Here is a 15,117-nt window from a genome sequence, read left to right as displayed (position 1 = left end):
GCCGGCAAAGGAGATTGCCATGAAACCCGCGAACCTGCGTCGCTGGCGGCTGGTCCACCGATGGACCAGCCTGATCTGCTCGGTGAACCTGCTGATCCTCTGCGTCACCGGACTGATCCTGGTATTCCATCATGAGATCGAACACCTGATGGGCGACGAGTTCGATACCAGCTACACGGAGGGGCAGGCACGCCTGCCCCTCGAATCCCTGGTCGGCGTTGCGCGCGCCACCAATCCGGGGCTGGAGCCCAAGTTCGTCTCCTTCGATCCCGAGGAACCCGGCGCGAACTTCATCTTCATGAGCGCCCCCGGAGTCCGCGACTTCGAAGACGGGCGCTGGGTCATGCTGAACGGCTACACCGGCGCCAATCAGGTCCTGAAGCCGCCGGAAGAAACCCTCACGGGCTTCCTCCTGAAACTGCACGTGGACCTCTTCGCGGGCTTCGCCGGCCAGATGTTCATCGGGGTCATGGGCCTGCTGTTCGTCGTCAGCACGGTCAGCGGACTGGTCGTCTACGGTCCCTTCATGAAGAAGCTGGCCTTCGGCCTGCTGCGGTTCCGCCGGGGCACCCGCATCGCCAATATCGACCTGCACAACCTGCTGGGGGTAGCGACCCTGGTCTGGGCCCTGGTGGTCGGATTGACGGGCGCCATCCTGTCGTTCTCGCCGCTCATCCTCACCTACTGGCAGGAGACGGAACTCGTCTCCATGATCGGCCGCCATACCGAACCGATGACGGGCACCCCGGTCACGGTCGATCAGGCGGCGCAGGCCGGCCTTGCAGCCTTCCCCGGCATGCAGATCGCCTTCATCGCCTATCCCGGCAACGAGTATGCCAGCGACCGCCATTTCAGCGTGACGGTGCGCGGCCAGACCGAGCTGACGCAGAAGCTGCTCAGCGTCGCCCTGGTCGACGCCGAGACCGGACAACTGACCGAGACTGCGGAGATGCCGTGGTACATCACCGCCGTACTGCTCTCCGGCCCGTTCCATTTCGGCGACTACGGCGGTCTGCCGCTGCAAATCATCTGGGCGCTCTTCACCATCATAACGGGCGTCGTGACCGTCGCCGGCTTCGTCGTCTGGGTGAAACGGCCGCGGACGCGCACCGCGACGTCCGAGGCAGGCGTGCAGGATGCGTCGGACTCCCGGATGGGGAGCAAGGCATGAGCGGCGTCTGGCGCTTCCCCGTGATCCTTGCCGCGCTTTCCCTGCTCGGGCTCGCCTCCGCCATCGTCGGCGACGGCCTCTGGCACTGGGTCTGCTGGATCGGCCTTTCCGTGCCGCTCGTCGTCTGCACGGTCAAGCTCTGGCGGCAATGGCCCCCGCGCGTTCCATCGCCGTCGCGGGCAGGAGGGCGCTAGGGTCACTCCGCCTCGGCCGGCCCGGTCCGGACCATCACCAGGGTATCGGTCCCGGACTCCGGAGCCCATACCTCACCGGGCCGGCCCAGGATCTGACGCACATTGGCTTCCGGCCGGGGATGCCGCTGCACATCGAAGTTCTGTGTCTCTGGATCGAAGCGCACCAGCGCATTGCCGCCGAAGTCGCTGAGCCAGATCTTGTCGTGTTCATCGACATAGACGGCATAGGCCAAGGGGTTCTCACCCGGAAGCTTCCAGCTGCTCCAGCTGTTCCCGGCCGGATCGTAGACGCTGACCTGCCCGCTGTTCCACTCGCTGACCCAGATCTTGCCTCGGCTATCCGACCAGACGCGTCGGGCACCCTGTTCGTCGGTCGGCGGTTCGATGACCGTAGCCTCACCCGTCTTGGTATCGATCCGCGCGATGTGGCTCCCCGCGAGAGAGGCATAGTAGATTTCACCGTCCGGCGTCGCCGTGATGCCATAGGGTCCCCGCCCTTCGGGCGCCTGGAAGACCTCGATGTCGCCGCTCGCGGGAACGAGCCGCCCGTAGATGCCGTTCTGCCCGGTGAACCATAGCACTCCGTCGCCGTCGAATGCCGCGGTATTCAGGTTTGCATTGGCGGTGCCGGCAGGCAGCGGATACCGCGTCACCTTTTTGGTGGCGGGATCGACCCGGACGATCGCATTCAGCCCGCCGTCGGTGATCCAAGGTGCCCCGTCCGGACCGACGATGACGCCATGGGGCGCCGAACCGCTGCCCAGCGGGATCTGCTCGACCTTGCCCGTTGCCGGATCGAGCCATCCCAATGCTCCGTGCCTTTGCGCCGTATACCAGACCCCACCATCGGGCGCCGGCGCCACGTCGTGGGGCCTGGAACCCGCAGGCAGTTGATATTCCTTCATGGGAAGGTCGGCGGAAGCATGCCCGATGCCGGTGAACAGCATCGCGGCGGCAACGGCGGTCAGTATCTTTCGCATCGAAAGCTCCTGGTCCAATTGACTGCCCCATCGCAGATAGGGCGGTCCCCAAGTGCATCCAACAAGTATACTGCTACACGCCGAGCGGACGCCTTACGCCGTCCCAGATACAGGGCGCGCCGAGATGGAAGGCATGCGCGGCAACATGCCGGCGATGTGAATGGCGTCAGGGTACTTCGGCACCGAATCGCCGGCGGTAGTCCCCCGGTGAAAGCCCCGTTATCTTGCTGAACACCTTGCGGTATGCGCCGGGATCTTCGTAGCCGACGTCCCAGGCGATCCGCTCGACCGTCTGCCGGGTGAATTCCAGCATCTCGCGCGCCTTACCGATGCGCAGGTGCTGGCAGTACTCGGTCGGCTTCAACCCTGTCGCCTTGCGGAAGCGGCGCAGGAAGGTCCTTTCCTCCAGCCCGGCCATCGCCGCCATCGTTCCGAGCGTCGCGTCGCGGGCGCCGTGCGCCTGAAGCCAGTGCTGGACCTTCAGCACGGCATCGTCGCCGTGATGCAGCTTCGGCGAAAAACTGCTGTAGAAGCGCTGCTCGCGGCCCGGCGGATCTATCAGCAGGAAACGGGCCGTCTCGATCATGACGGCGGGACCGAGCAGACGGTCCACCAGCCTCAAGCCCAGGTCGGTCCAGGCCATGACGCCGCCTGCGGTGATGATATCGCCGTCGTCGACGATCAGCTTTTCCGCATCGACCCTTATGCCCGGGAAACGCCCGGCAAGCGCGTCTGCCTGCGACCAGTGCGTGGTCACCGTCCGGCCTTCCAGCAGGCCGGTTTCGGCAAGCAGGTATGCGCCGATGCAGACGGATGCCAGCGTCGACCCGCCCGCATGACGCTCGGTCAGCCAGAGCGCCAGACGGGCGGTTACCGCGGGCTCCGGCAGGCCGCTCAGACTCGGCGGCGCCACGATGAAGCGCGGTCTGTCCCCTCCCCCATCGGCCGACTGTGGGTGCGTATCGAAGACCCGCTCGATGCTCATGGCTTCAGCAGCCGGCTGCCAGTGACTGATCCTGATCGACGGCGCTCCCGCCGGCATCCGAGCCGCTGCCATACGGTTCGCGACCTGGAACAGGTCGGTCAGCCCATGGATGGCGGCGAGTTGCGCGCCGGGATAAATCAGGAGGCCGATCTCGGCAGGTCTGTCGTCGCGCTGCATCATCGACCGTTTGTCAGTTTTAACCCGAGGAATGTCGGTTCCGCCAATCGGCACCATGCCCCGATGGGCCTATGGTGTCCAGCGGAAGGCCAAGGCCTCCACCACCCTATGCAAGAGGATCAAGGGATATGACCAAGAAAGCGCTGATCGTCGTCGACATCCAGAACGACTATTTTCCCGGCGGCAAGTGGCCGCTGGCCGGAGCCGAAACTGCCGCAGACAATGCAGCCAGGATCATCGGCGCGGCGCGGACGGCGGGCGACCTCGTGATACACGTCCGCCACGAGTTCGCCAGCGCGGACGCCCCGTTCTTCATCGCTGGTTCAGAAGGTGCGCAGATACACCCGAAGGTGCTGAACCGGCCCGGCGAACCGGTCGTGCTCAAGCATTTCGTCAATTCGTTCCGCGAAACCGAGCTTAAGCAACTGCTCGACGACAAAGGCATCGAGGAACTCGTGGTCGTCGGCAGCATGAGCCACATGTGCATCGACGGCATTACCCGGGCGGCCAGCGATTTCGGCTACAAAGTCACGGTCGTCCACGACGCCTGCGCTTCCCGCGATATCGAATTCGGGGGCGTCCTCGTGCCGGCGGCCCATGTCCATGCGGCCTTCATGGCGGCACTCGGCTTCGCCTATGCGACCATAGTCTCCACCGGCGATCATCTCGCCGCCACCGAGGAAAAATCGAGCGCCGCCTGACGCGGAGGCGCAGCTCGGCGCCGGTCGAGACTTCGGCGCAGGCTGGTCCGGCGGGCCAACCAGCCTGCGTCAATTCTCCGACCCGACACCATGGCTATCGATTAGCATTTCTTAAGCCGTTGAAGCTACCGCCTAACTATTTCCTGCTATCATTAGATGTTCTCTTCGTGATTATACCAACACAGACCAGCCTTGGGACTTCACCAAAACCCAGCTCTATCATAACATGAAATTTAGTTAATCATTTTAACTGGATTTTCGGAGCGAAAAACTCGACTCGGTGAGGATTGAAGCAAGGGGCAAAACATCCTAATCGACCCGGTCGGGCCATGACCAGTCGCATCCGACGATCCCGCCAGTCGACGTTCAGGGGATAACAATGACAGCACAAGCTGCCTCCACCATTGGGATCGAACGCACTCCATCCAACCTGGGACAGCGGTTTCGGGCACGGCGCAGCACCTATATCCGTCAGATGATCGATGCCGTTCATGCAGAAAGGGGATCCTGCCGGATCATAGACCTTGGCGGCACGGAACATTATTGGCGCCTGTTCGAACCGGCTTATCTGCATTCTAAAAATGTCAGCATCGTTCTGGTCAACCCGCTGCCGACAGGCACGACATCGGGCATCTTCACCTATCTCCAAGCCGACGCCTGCAATGTCACCCAGGCAGCCGACAACAGCTACGACATAGTCCATACGAATTCCACTGTGGAACATGTTGGCGACTGGTCCCGCATGAAAGCATTCGCCGGCGAAGTAAGGCGCCTTGCTCCACGATACTACGTTCAGACACCATATTTCTGGTTCCCTTACGAACCCCACTTCCGTCTTCCGTTCTTTCACTGGCTGCCGCGTTCCACGCGTGTTCATCTCCAGCACCAGTTCACGCTCGGTCACCGTCAGCGGCGCGAGACGATAGACGAAGCCATGCAGTCGATCGAAGAAGTCAGGCTGCTCGACATGGCTCAGTTCAAGTGTCTTTTTCCCTGTGCGCAGATGATCAGGGAGCGATTGTTCCCCTTTACGAAATCGCTGATCGCCTTGAAGAACTCGCCTCCCGCCTAGACTGCGAAGGATAGCCGCTTGACGCTGAACCGCCGCAGATTGATCGGCTACCTGGGGGCGCATGCCGGTCTTGCCGCTGCGGCGGCGCTCCCGGCGCCATTCGCTATTCCGCCTGCGCGTGCCGACGACGGGCTGCGCCCGATCAGGTCGGCCGCTCTCGAAGGAGGGCGGCGCTTCGGTGCGGCGGTCGCGACGCCCCGCCTTGCCGACGACCTATCCTTCCGCAACCTGGTACTGCGGGAGTGCGACATCATCGTCCCGGAATGGGAAATGAAATGGTACTCGGTAGAGAAGCAGCCCGGGCTTTACGATTATGGGGCTTGCGATGACCTTGCCGCCTTCGCCGCCGTCAATGGCAAGGACCTTCGGGGGACCACGCTGATCTGGCACCTGGGCTTGCCCGATTGGGTCAAGTCCCGGCTGAAGGAAACCGGCGGCTGGGATCTGGCGCTCACTTACATGACTTCCGTCATGAACCGGTTCAGCGGCATCAAGTCTTGGGACGTGGTCAACGAAGCGGTCGAACCGTTCGACGGAAGGGAAGACGGGCTGCGGCAGTCGCCCTGGCTCGACGCCTTCGGACCGGACTACGTCGCCGAAGGCTTCAAGAGGGCGGCCGAGATCGCGCCCCGTGCCCAACTCGTCTACAACGATTATGGAATGGAACATGACGCCCCCTGGAATCACAATCGCAGGAAAGCCATCCTTCAGCTGATCGATCGTGTTAGGAAGGCCGGCGGCAGGATCGACGCGCTGGGCCTGCAAGCACATCTGCGCTTGGGCGATCCCTGGGACCCGAAAGGCTTCGGTTCCTTCTTGAGACAGGTCGAGGCTGTCGGCATACGTCCCATCGTCACCGAACTGGACGTCCGCGCGGACCGCATGCTGGGGGACGACAAGGCCGTGGACGGCAAGGTGGCCGACATGTACACCTCGTTCCTGGAAACGGTTTTCGGCAACTCCCGGTGCGACACGGTCATCACCTGGGGGCTGAGCGACAACTACTCGTTCCACCGGCGGCGTAACCGACAGGACAGGCCCTTGCCGTTCGACGAGAACTACCAACCGAAGAAAGCCGCCGAGGCACTCGTTCGGGCACTCCTGGGAGCGAAATGACAGTCAGCATGTTGCCTCCGATCCAGTCCTATCCCGATCCCGCCATCAAGGTGCTCCACCCCAGCTTCGCCAAATATCACCAGCGACTGGCCGCGGTCGAGCGGCTGGCGACGGGCTTCCGCTGGTGCGAGGGACCCGTCTGGTTTGGCGACGGCCGCTACCTGCTCTGGAGCGATATCCCGAACGAGCGGATCATGAAGTGGGAAGAGGAAACCGGGACCGTCAGCATCTTCCGCAAGCCGTCCAACTTCGCCAACGGCAACACGCGCGACCGCCAGGGCCGGCTGGTTTCCTGCGAGCATGGCGGCCGGCGCATCACCCGGACCGAATACGACGGCGCCATCACCGTGCTGATGGACCGCTTCGACGGCAAGCGGCTCAATTCGCCCAACGACGTGGTGGTCAAGTCGGACGGCTCGATCTGGTTCAGCGATCCACCCTTCGGCATCATGTCCGACTACGAAGGCCACAGGGCCGAACCGGAACTGCCCAGCAACCTTTATCGCCTCGATCCCGCGACCGGAAAAGCCACTGTCATGGACGGGGAAATCGCCGGACCGAACGGCCTCGCATTCTCGCCCGACGAGAAACAGCTCTACGTCGTCGAAAGCCGCGCTTCGCCGCGTAAGATCCTCTCCTACGACGTGGTGGAGGACGGCACCCGCATCGCCAACCGCCGCGTGCTGATCGACGCCGGTCCAGGCACGCCCGACGGCTTCCGCTGCGACGAAGACGGCAACCTCTGGTGCGGCTGGGGCATGGGCGATCCCGACCTCGACGGCGTCATGGTGTTTTCGCCGGAGGGCGAACCGATAGGCCGGATAGCGCTGCCGGAACGCTGCTCCAACCTGTGTTTCGGCGGCATCAAGCGGAACCGGCTGTTCATGGCGTCCAGCCAGTCGCTTTACTCGCTCTACACCAATGCCCGCGGTGCTGTCGGCTGGTAACGGAAACTCCAATCCAGCGTCGATGTCACAGATTTATCTTAGGAGGTAGATCACTGTAGCGACTTACAAAAACCACCACTATCGGTGAGTATCTGGCCACGAACCACCCATATCGAGAGTGTTATGGCCAACATCGCCGAGTACATTCCGTCTCGAAGCAGCGGAAAGCCCATCACCTTCAGCTACTCCGGCCCGTCCGCGCCGCCATGCTCTCGCGACGATACCAAGGTCCGTGGATTTCGGCTGATCTTCATCTGGCTAGCCGCGATTCTGTTCAGTTGGATACTGGCCGGATCCGTCATTTATGGCTTGTTCCTGACAGTATCATCTCTGCTATCCTGAATTGCCTCTTTTCCATAACGATAAAAGCCGGTCACACTGACGACCGGCTGCGGGTATAATGCCAAAAGATTACCTGGGGAGGTAACATGCTGACGCTGGGTTCGAAGGCGAAGTACGGCAATCATGACTGCATAGTCGTAGGCCGGACCATCGAGGCGCATTCCCGCTACGACGTGCTGTTTACCGCATCTCGCCGGGTGGAACTGAACGTGCCGGAAAAGGACCTGAAGCCCGCCGGGGAGGAAGTCGCGCAGCCGGCCGGCCTCAAGATCGTGGAACCTTTCAAGCAGCACTCCTGAACCAGCGGATCGCGTCGCGCGCCCGAGCCTTGATCCGGCGTCCTGCCCGCACGACCGCTTGCCAGGCGGGAAGCGCGCGGAGCCGGGCGAGCCAGCCCGTGACCAGGCGGTAGCACAAGGCGAACCAGCGGATGGTCAGCAGCTTGTCGCGGCTGATTCGGAACAGGCGCTCGACCACGACGATCTTCGCGACCTCGGCGCCCGCGAGGATGGCGGCGCCCTGGATCGGATGACCGATCGCCATGACGTAGAACCCCAGCGGCTTCAGCGGCTCCAGGATCACCACCGGAATTCCCAGCAGGATCAAGCTGGGATACGGTCCGAGCGATGCGATCCAGCGGCCGGTTCGGACCAGGACCGGTTGCCGCCCCAGCCAGTTCAGCAAGGGCTTGAGGACGCCCAGGAAGACGGCGTCGATTACGAAATAGATGACGGCGACGGCCGACACGACCGGCGAGAGGATACGCCGGACCAGTGTGCGGAAACCTTGGCTCAACTCGGTTCTTCCCCTATGTCCTTCTTGCCCAATCCGACCTCCACATACAGCTTCTTCACCGCGACATAGGCGACCACGGTCAGCGGCGTCGCGAAGATGACGCCCAAGATGCCGAACAGCAGGCCGAAAGCGACGACGGCGAACAGCGCCAGCGCTGGGGCAAGCGACACCATCTCGCTTTGGATGATGGGCATGATGACGTTGCCCTCGATCTGCTGGATAACGATGTAAAGCACCAATACATAGAGCACCGTCGTCATATCGACGGTCGAGGCCGCCAGGAGCGCCGGGATCGCCGTGGCGACCGCACCGACCAGCGGCACGAACTCGCCCAGTCCCGCCAGTAGTCCAAGCGCCAGCGCGGACGGCACCCCGAGCAGCCAGAGCCCCAGGCTGACCATCGTCCCGACCATCACCATCGCCAGGAACTGCCCCTTGAGCCACTTGCCCAAGGCATCGCCCATCTTGTCGAGCGTATCGCGCGTCCTGTCCTCCGCCTCCCGCGGCACCAGCATGACCACCCCATCGCGGTAGAGGTTCGGCTGGGCCGCCAGGTAGACGCCGCCGGCCACAAGCAGCAATACGTTCCCAAGTCCACCGACGACGGTCATCAGCAGAGAACTCGCTTCCCGAACCACACCACCGGAAACGCTGGAGGGATCGAACTGCTCGACGGTCTCCAGGACGCCCCTGCCCCATGACGATCCTTGAAGGAATTGCCTGACGCTTTCCCAGGCCTGCGGCACCACCTGGACCAGTTGATCGACCTGCTCCGACACTTGGGCGCCGAACATCCAGGCGCACAGCCCAAGCACGACGATGCTCCCCAGCACCACGGCCGCGAGAGCCCAGCCATCGGATAAAGGCGTCCGTTCCGCCAGCCAGTCGGCGGAACGGCGCAGCATGACCGCCAGCAGGACGGCTCCGAAGACCAGCAGCATGACGTCCACGATCTGCCAAGCCAGCAGGGCGATCGTCACGACGATAAGGGCGACCAGCAGCAAGCGGGCAAAGCGCCCCGCGGACAGATCGGATGTACTAGGCATGGTCGTCAAACTCCGGAAGCGCCGGCAGGAATGCACAGACTTCCGGCAACGCATCGCCGCAGCGAATGTTTCCGACGCCGCTCTCCCGGCCTCCCAGCCAATGCAATAATTTCAATTCCCGGCGTAACGTTTTCCGCTGACGCCTGTTGTCCTGATTGCCGTCACGATGGCAGCCTGAAAGCAAATTCGAGGATATCACCATGAGCGACGACCGGACCGAAGGCTCTTTGAAAAAGATGAAGGGCGATGTGAAGGAAGGAGCCGGCAACCTCACCGGTGACAGCAAGCTCAAGTCGGAAGGCAAGGCAGACAAGGCCGAGGGCAAGATCCAGAACGCCATTGGCGCGATCAAGGAAGCCGTCACAGGCAAAAAGGAACCCTGAGTTCCTACCTTGCTATCGACTACAAGCGAGAGCGCGGTCCATTGGGACCGCGCTTTTTCTTTGACCCCTCCGGATGCCCGGCAGTGGTCGAAACAGCGCGGATCAAGCCGTTGAAGCGCCTTTGAATTTCGTTTAAGGTAGAGGGTAAGCAGCGGGGATCAGAATTCCCCGCCGCCCACTCTGTGATTAGAACCGCAGGACGAACAGGACCTTGGTCCCGAACGCCTTAAGCCTGATCCAGAGAGTGAAACGATGTTTGCTCATCGTTCTACTCCCTCAGTAGCGGAGGCGGCCGGGACATTCCCGGTCGCTGTCCGCACTTTCTCCATAGGGAATGCGGCTGTACCGCGCCACGCGTGGAATTGACGCGCTTTACCGTCCGGTGATTGCGAACCCAGTCCGTGCCGGCCGTCCTTCCAGGTTCAGCATCGCTTCGGCCGGAGCCATCCGGCTCACCACCTTGCCCCGGCGCAGCACGAACAGGCGAGTCGCCTTCAATCGTACCGCCTCAACCACGCCACTCGCCTGAAGCACTACGAGATCGGCGTTGCACCCTGGCACCAACCCATAGCCTTCCAGTCCCATCAGCTTTGCTGCATTCGTCGTCACAGCTTCGAAGCACGCGTGCATGCCGTCGATCGACGTCATCTGCGCCACGTGGACGCCCATGCCGGCGACCTCCAGCATGTCGCCGGAGCCCAGCGAGTACCACGGGTCCATCACGCAGTCATGCCCGAACGCGACGGTCAGCCCCGCCGCCATTAGCTCCGGCACCCGCGTCATGCCGCGTCGTTTCGGATAGGTGTCGTGCCGTCCCTGGATCGTGATGTTGATCAGCGGGTTGGAGATCGCGCCCAATCCGGCCTCCGCCATCAGCGGGATCAGCTTGCTGACATAGTAGTTGTCCATCGAATGCATCGACGTCAGGTGCGAGCCGACCGCCCTGCCCTGCAATCCGACTCTCTGAGTCTCGAACGCCAGCGTCTCGATATGGCGCGACATTGGGTCATCCGTTTCGTCGCAATGCAGATCGATCCGAAGCCCCCGCTCCGCCGCGATCTCACAGAGCATCCGCACCGATGCCGCTCCGTCGGCCATGGTCCACTCGAAATGCGGGATGCCGCCGACGACGTCGACGCCCATGTCCAGCGCCCGAGTCAGAAGCTCCGGCGCGCCCGGATAGCGCAGATAGCCGTCCTGCGGAAAGGCCACCAGTTGCAGGTCGAGATATGGCGCTACCCGCCGCTTGACCTCCAGCAGAGCTTCCACAGCCAGCAGCCTGGGGTCGCAGATATCGACATGGGTGCGGATCGCCAGCAACCCGCGCCCGACCGCCCAGTCGCAGTATTCGAGCGCCCGCTCGATCAGCGCTTCCTGGGTCAGCAGGGGCTTCAACTCGCCCCAGAGTGCGATGCCCTCCAGCAGCGTCCCCGACCGGTTGACCCTGGGCAACCCATAGCTCAGCGTCGCATCCATATGGAAATGCGGATCGACGAAGGGCGGCGTCACCAGACGGCCGGTTGCATCGATCTCCTCGGGTGCGCTCGCCTGGAGCCCTTGCTCCAATGCCGCGATTCGTCCGCCCTCGATCCCGATATCGATCCCGACGCGCCCGTCGGGCAGATTGGCGTTCCGTATGATCAGGTCCATCAATGCCGCTCCCCTTTCCTGAATGGGATCATCAACGCGCGCGGATAGGCCGCGCGCCGGGACATCAGCACCAGGGCCAGGATACTCAGCACATAAGGCAACATCAGAAACACCTGATAAGGCAGGGCCGGGCCAACGATCTGCTGCAATCTCAATTGCAGGGCGTCGAATGCCGCGAACAGCACCGCACCCAGCAACGCCTTGCCCGGCCGCCACGAGGCGAACACGACAAGGGCGATGCAGATCCAGCCCCGGCCATTGATCATGTTGAAGAAGAACGCGTTAAAGGCGGACAGCGTCAGGAATGCCCCGCCCACCGCCATCAGCGCGCTGCCGCAGACGACCGCCCCCATCCGGACCGCCGTCACGCTGATCCCCTGTGCCTCAGCCGCGGCGGGGTTCTCGCCGACCATCCTGACCCCCAGACCCAGCGGCGTCCGGTACAGCACCCAGGCCACCAGCCCGACCGCCGCCAGTGCCGCATAGGTCAGCGGCGTCTGGTTGAACAGCGCCTGTCCGATCACCGGGATTTCCGACAGCACCGGAACCGCCCAAGGCTGGAACGGCTCGATCGTCGGCGGGCTGGAAACCTGAGGCAGCACCATACGGTAGACGTAATAGGACAGGCTGGTCCCCAGCAGCGTGACGCCGATCCCGGTGACGTGCTGCGACAGTCCCAGGGGCACCGTCAGCAGCGCATGCAGCAGTCCCAGCATGCCGCCCGCCAAGGCTGCGACCATCACGCCGGTCCACAGGTCGCCGCCCTGGTAGACGGTCATCCAGCCGGCCATGGCGCCCAGCGTCATGATGCCTTCGATGCCCAGGTTCAGCACCCCGGCCCGCTCGCAGACCAGTTCCCCCAGCGTGCCCAGGATATAGGGCGTCGCGATCCGCAGAGTGGCCGTCCAGAACGCCGCCGATGCCAGCAGGTCGAGAATGTCAGTCATGTTCCCTCCCGCCCCTCATCCGGCCCGGACCCCGGACAGGCGCACCCGGTACCGCACCAGGAAGCCCGCGACCAGGATGCACAGCAGGCTGACCGCCACCAGGACGTCGGCGATGTAGTTCGGTACCGGCACGCTTCTGCTCATGGCGTCGGCTCCGACGAAGATCCCGGCGACGAACACCGAAGCCGCCACCACCGCCAGCGGATGAAGCTGGGCCAGCATCGCCACGACGATACCGCTGTAGCCGAAGCCCGGAGACAGGTCCAACGTCAGGTATCCGCGCAGCCCGGCGATCTCGGCGGCTCCCGCCAGCCCGGCCAGTCCGCCCGACAGCAAGGCCACCCGCAGCATCACGCCGTTCACGGCAATCCCGGCAAACCCGGCCGCGCGCGGATTGGCGCCGACCGCCTTGATTTCGTAGCCCCACACCGTTCGGGTGTTCATCACCCAGAGCACGACGGATGCCGCCATCGCCAGCACGAGTCCCCAGTGAAGCCGCGAGCGCTCCACCAGCTTCGGCAACTCCGCCTCCGGCAGCACCGGCGCGCTCTGCGGCCAGCCCATACCCATCGGGTCCTTCAACGGTCCTTCCAGCATCATGGAAACGAACAGCAGCACGATGAAATTGAGCAGTAGCGTCGTCACGACCTCGTCGACGCCGAACCGCGTCTTCAGCACGGTCGGGCCGACCAGCAGCAAGGACCCCGCCAGCGCTCCGCCGATCAGGACGATCGGCAGCAGCGCCCAGGCGGGAAGCTCCAGCGGTCCGCTCCCCAGCAGCACGGCGACCAGGGCGCCCGCGTAGAGTTGCCCTTCGGCCCCGATGTTCCAAAGCTTCGCCCGGAACGCCACCGCCACCGCAAGACCCGTCAGCATCAGCGGGGTAGCCCGCGTCAGCGTCTCGGCCAGGGCGAATTGCGAGCCCAGCGCGCCCTGGTACAGCAGTCCGTAGGCCTGCACCACTCCCGTTCCCGTCCAGGCGATCAGCACGGCGCACAGCGCCAGCGCCGCGACCACGGCCCCGACGGGAGCCAGCACGCGGACCGCGACCGAGACATGCTCGCGCGGTTCAAGCCACATCGGGCAACTCCTCCCAATGTCCGGCCATGGCTAATCCCAATTGACATATCGTTACGGCGGCGCGCGGCATCGGCGGCGACAGGCGTCCCCGATGGATCACCGCGACCTGATCGGCCAGGGCCAGCAACTCGTCCAGATCCTCCGAAATCAGCAGCACTCCCGCTCCGGCCTTGCGAGCCGCCAGCAATTGTTCATGGACATAGGCGACGGCGCCGACATCCAGCCCGCGCGTCGGTTGGTTGGCCAGGATCAGTCCCGGCTTGTAGCTGAGCGTCCGGCCCAGGATCAGCTTCTGCATATTGCCGCCGGACAGCAGCCGCGACACCGCGTCCGGTCCCGGACAGCGCACGTCGTAGTCCTTGATGACCTCTCGCGCCCGCGCTCTGGCGGCATCCCGCCTCAGGAACCCGAGGCGCGAGAATTCCGGCAGCCGGACCCGTTCGGCGATCAGGTTCTCCCAGACCGCCATGTCGCCGACCAGCCCGGTCGCGTGACGGTCCTCCGGAATGCGCGCCACGCCGCGCTTGACCATCTCCAGCGGTCCCGCCACCACGACCGGCTTGCCGAAGACCTCCAGCCGCCCATCGTCCGGCACGCCCAGGCCGCTGACCAGATCCGCCAGCGCCGCCTGCCCATTGCCGGAAACGCCGGCGATGCCGACGATCTGATGCCGCCGAACGACAAGGTCGGCCCGGTCCAGCATGCCGCGCGCCGCCCGCACGGTAACCCCGGCCAAAGTCAGCACCGGCTCCGCCGGCTCCATCGGCTCGACGGCGGGAGCCTTCAGCGTCCGGCCGATCATCAGCTCCGCCAGCTCGCTTCGGTCCGTCTCCGCCGTGCGGCGGATCGCCACCAGCTTGCCTCCGCGCAGCACGCCGACGGTATCGCTGGCGGCCATCACCTCGTTCATCTTGTGACTGATGAAGATGACGCCCAGCCCTTCCGCCGTCAGCAGTTTCAGCGTCGAGAACAGCCGTTCACTTTCCTGCGGCGTCAGGACGGCCGTCGGCTCGTCCAGAATCAGGATGCGGGCATCGCGGTAGAGCGCCTTCAGGATCTCGACCCGCTGGCGCTCCCCCACCGACAGGCTGCCCACAGGCGCCGCGGGATCGACCGTCAGGCCGAACCGCTCCGCCAGCGCCGACAGCTTGGCGGCCGCGGCGCCGCGATCCGACCGGAAACGCCACAGCGGCTCCGTCCCCAGGATCACGTTGTCCAGCACCGACAGGTTGTCGGCCAGGGTGAAGTGCTGATGCACCATGCAGATGCCAGCGGCCAGCGCCGCCTTGGGCGATCCGCCCGGCAGCGGCTTGCCGAACGCCTCGATGCTCCCCTCATCGGCCACGTAATGGCCGAACAGGATGTTCATCAGCGTCGTCTTGCCGGCACCGTTCTCCCCCAGCAGCGCCATGACCTCGCCGCGCCGAAGCTCCAGCGAGATATCGTCGTTGGCGACCAGAGCGCCGAAGCGCTTGGTCACCCCTGCCAATCTCAGTACGACCTCGTGCATGAAGCCCCCTTAACTCCTGGG

General features: G+C 64.0%; 16 protein-coding genes. 8 read left to right on the top strand and 8 right to left on the bottom strand.

Annotation, left to right across the window (positions count from 1 at the left end; genetic code table 11):
* Positions 1 to 19: 19 nt before the first annotated feature.
* Together N826_RS03805 and N826_RS03800 are read left to right on the top strand one after the other, a co-directional pair.
* Positions 20 to 1,171 carry a PepSY-associated TM helix domain-containing protein gene (locus N826_RS03805; protein WP_044426061.1) on the top strand — a complete coding sequence of 384 codons (1,152 nt, stop codon included), beginning with the start codon at positions 20 to 22 and terminating at the stop codon, positions 1,169 to 1,171.
* A complete protein-coding gene (locus tag N826_RS03800) occupies positions 1,168 to 1,365 on the top strand; it encodes a hypothetical protein (RefSeq protein WP_044426060.1) in 198 nt (65 codons plus the stop codon). Before N826_RS03805 ends, N826_RS03800 begins: the two co-directional genes overlap by 4 nt.
* A gap of 2 nt (positions 1,366 to 1,367) precedes the next feature.
* Here N826_RS03800 and N826_RS03795 read toward each other — a convergent pair whose 3' ends face one another.
* Positions 1,368 to 2,345, bottom strand: a complete 978-nt coding sequence (locus tag N826_RS03795; RefSeq protein ID WP_044426059.1) for a Vgb family protein — start codon at positions 2,343 to 2,345, stop codon at positions 1,368 to 1,370.
* A 166-nt stretch (positions 2,346 to 2,511) separates the two neighbouring features.
* On the bottom strand, positions 2,512 to 3,510 hold the full coding sequence (locus N826_RS03790; RefSeq protein ID WP_211099200.1) for a GlxA family transcriptional regulator: 999 nt from the start codon (positions 3,508 to 3,510) through the stop codon (positions 2,512 to 2,514).
* Between the two features lie 125 nt (positions 3,511 to 3,635).
* Here N826_RS03790 and N826_RS03785 point away from each other — a divergent pair, with 125 nt between their 5' ends.
* From N826_RS03785 to N826_RS03760, 5 genes are all read left to right on the top strand, one after another.
* Positions 3,636 to 4,208: a cysteine hydrolase family protein gene (locus tag N826_RS03785; RefSeq protein WP_044426058.1), complete on the top strand. Its 573-nt coding sequence runs from the start codon at positions 3,636 to 3,638 to the stop codon at positions 4,206 to 4,208.
* Positions 4,209 to 4,587: 379 nt separating this feature from the next.
* Positions 4,588 to 5,280, top strand: a complete 693-nt coding sequence (locus tag N826_RS03780; RefSeq protein WP_044426057.1) for a class I SAM-dependent methyltransferase — start codon at positions 4,588 to 4,590, stop codon at positions 5,278 to 5,280.
* Positions 5,281 to 5,298: 18 nt separating this feature from the next.
* Positions 5,299 to 6,396, top strand: a complete 1,098-nt coding sequence (locus tag N826_RS03775; RefSeq protein WP_052830813.1) for an endo-1,4-beta-xylanase — start codon at positions 5,299 to 5,301, stop codon at positions 6,394 to 6,396.
* Positions 6,393 to 7,343 carry an SMP-30/gluconolactonase/LRE family protein gene (locus N826_RS03770; RefSeq protein ID WP_044426056.1) on the top strand — a complete coding sequence of 317 codons (951 nt, stop codon included), beginning with the start codon at positions 6,393 to 6,395 and terminating at the stop codon, positions 7,341 to 7,343. The genes N826_RS03775 and N826_RS03770 overlap by 4 nt, the downstream gene beginning before the upstream one ends.
* Positions 7,344 to 7,771: 428 nt before the next feature.
* Positions 7,772 to 7,984, top strand: a complete 213-nt coding sequence (locus tag N826_RS03760; RefSeq protein ID WP_044426054.1) for a hypothetical protein — start codon at positions 7,772 to 7,774, stop codon at positions 7,982 to 7,984.
* Here the strand turns inward: N826_RS03760 and N826_RS03755 are convergent.
* Both N826_RS03755 and N826_RS03750 read right to left on the bottom strand, forming a co-directional pair.
* Entirely contained in the window at positions 7,968 to 8,480 is a 513-nt protein-coding gene (locus N826_RS03755) for a hypothetical protein (RefSeq protein WP_084720463.1), read from the bottom strand. The two genes, N826_RS03760 and N826_RS03755, sit on opposite strands and share 17 nt — an antisense overlap.
* Complete coding sequence (locus N826_RS03750) at positions 8,477 to 9,526, bottom strand: AI-2E family transporter (RefSeq protein ID WP_044426053.1); 1,050 nt, start codon at positions 9,524 to 9,526, stop codon at positions 8,477 to 8,479. The genes N826_RS03755 and N826_RS03750 overlap by 4 nt, the downstream gene beginning before the upstream one ends.
* A gap of 200 nt (positions 9,527 to 9,726) precedes the next feature.
* Between N826_RS03750 and N826_RS03745 the strand changes: the two genes are divergently transcribed.
* Positions 9,727 to 9,909 carry a CsbD family protein gene (locus N826_RS03745; protein ID WP_044426052.1) on the top strand — a complete coding sequence of 61 codons (183 nt, stop codon included), beginning with the start codon at positions 9,727 to 9,729 and terminating at the stop codon, positions 9,907 to 9,909.
* A 372-nt stretch (positions 9,910 to 10,281) separates the two neighbouring features.
* Here N826_RS03745 and N826_RS03740 read toward each other — a convergent pair whose 3' ends face one another.
* The 4 genes from N826_RS03740 to N826_RS03725 are packed head-to-tail and all read right to left on the bottom strand — an operon-like array spanning position 10,282 to position 15,096.
* Entirely contained in the window at positions 10,282 to 11,562 is a 1,281-nt protein-coding gene (locus N826_RS03740) for an amidohydrolase family protein (RefSeq protein ID WP_425600596.1), read from the bottom strand.
* A complete protein-coding gene (locus N826_RS03735; protein WP_044426050.1) occupies positions 11,559 to 12,506 on the bottom strand; it encodes an ABC transporter permease in 948 nt (315 codons plus the stop codon). Before N826_RS03735 ends, N826_RS03740 begins: the two co-directional genes overlap by 4 nt.
* 15 nt (positions 12,507 to 12,521) lie before the next feature.
* Complete coding sequence (locus tag N826_RS03730) at positions 12,522 to 13,586, bottom strand: ABC transporter permease (RefSeq protein ID WP_044426049.1); 1,065 nt, start codon at positions 13,584 to 13,586, stop codon at positions 12,522 to 12,524.
* Positions 13,576 to 15,096 (bottom strand): ABC transporter ATP-binding protein, encoded by a 1,521-nt coding sequence (locus N826_RS03725; protein WP_044426048.1) that lies wholly within the window; start codon positions 15,094 to 15,096, stop codon positions 13,576 to 13,578. The genes N826_RS03730 and N826_RS03725 overlap by 11 nt, the downstream gene beginning before the upstream one ends.
* Between the last annotated feature and the right edge of the window lie 21 nt (positions 15,097 to 15,117).

Source organism: Skermanella aerolata KACC 11604, from assembly GCF_000936425.1.
Taxonomy (GTDB): domain Bacteria; phylum Pseudomonadota; class Alphaproteobacteria; order Azospirillales; family Azospirillaceae; genus Skermanella; species Skermanella aerolata.
Note: the sequence above shows the minus strand (reverse complement) of the source record. Positions and strands in the feature narration are given on the sequence as shown.

Coding starts and splice junctions, on each gene's coding strand:
- N826_RS03805 (WP_044426061.1), top strand. CDS start 20: ATGAAACCCGCGAACCTGCGTCGCTGGCGGCTGGTCCACCGATGGACC.
- N826_RS03800 (WP_044426060.1), top strand. CDS start 1,168: ATGAGCGGCGTCTGGCGCTTCCCCGTGATCCTTGCCGCGCTTTCCCTG.
- N826_RS03795 (WP_044426059.1), bottom strand. CDS start 2,345: ATGCGAAAGATACTGACCGCCGTTGCCGCCGCGATGCTGTTCACCGGC.
- N826_RS03790 (WP_211099200.1), bottom strand. CDS start 3,510: ATGATGCAGCGCGACGACAGACCTGCCGAGATCGGCCTCCTGATTTAT.
- N826_RS03785 (WP_044426058.1), top strand. CDS start 3,636: ATGACCAAGAAAGCGCTGATCGTCGTCGACATCCAGAACGACTATTTT.
- N826_RS03780 (WP_044426057.1), top strand. CDS start 4,588: ATGACAGCACAAGCTGCCTCCACCATTGGGATCGAACGCACTCCATCC.
- N826_RS03770 (WP_044426056.1), top strand. CDS start 6,393: ATGACAGTCAGCATGTTGCCTCCGATCCAGTCCTATCCCGATCCCGCC.
- N826_RS03760 (WP_044426054.1), top strand. CDS start 7,772: ATGCTGACGCTGGGTTCGAAGGCGAAGTACGGCAATCATGACTGCATA.
- N826_RS03750 (WP_044426053.1), bottom strand. CDS start 9,526: ATGCCTAGTACATCCGATCTGTCCGCGGGGCGCTTTGCCCGCTTGCTG.
- N826_RS03745 (WP_044426052.1), top strand. CDS start 9,727: ATGAGCGACGACCGGACCGAAGGCTCTTTGAAAAAGATGAAGGGCGAT.
- N826_RS03735 (WP_044426050.1), bottom strand. CDS start 12,506: ATGACTGACATTCTCGACCTGCTGGCATCGGCGGCGTTCTGGACGGCC.
- N826_RS03730 (WP_044426049.1), bottom strand. CDS start 13,586: ATGTGGCTTGAACCGCGCGAGCATGTCTCGGTCGCGGTCCGCGTGCTG.
- N826_RS03725 (WP_044426048.1), bottom strand. CDS start 15,096: ATGCACGAGGTCGTACTGAGATTGGCAGGGGTGACCAAGCGCTTCGGC.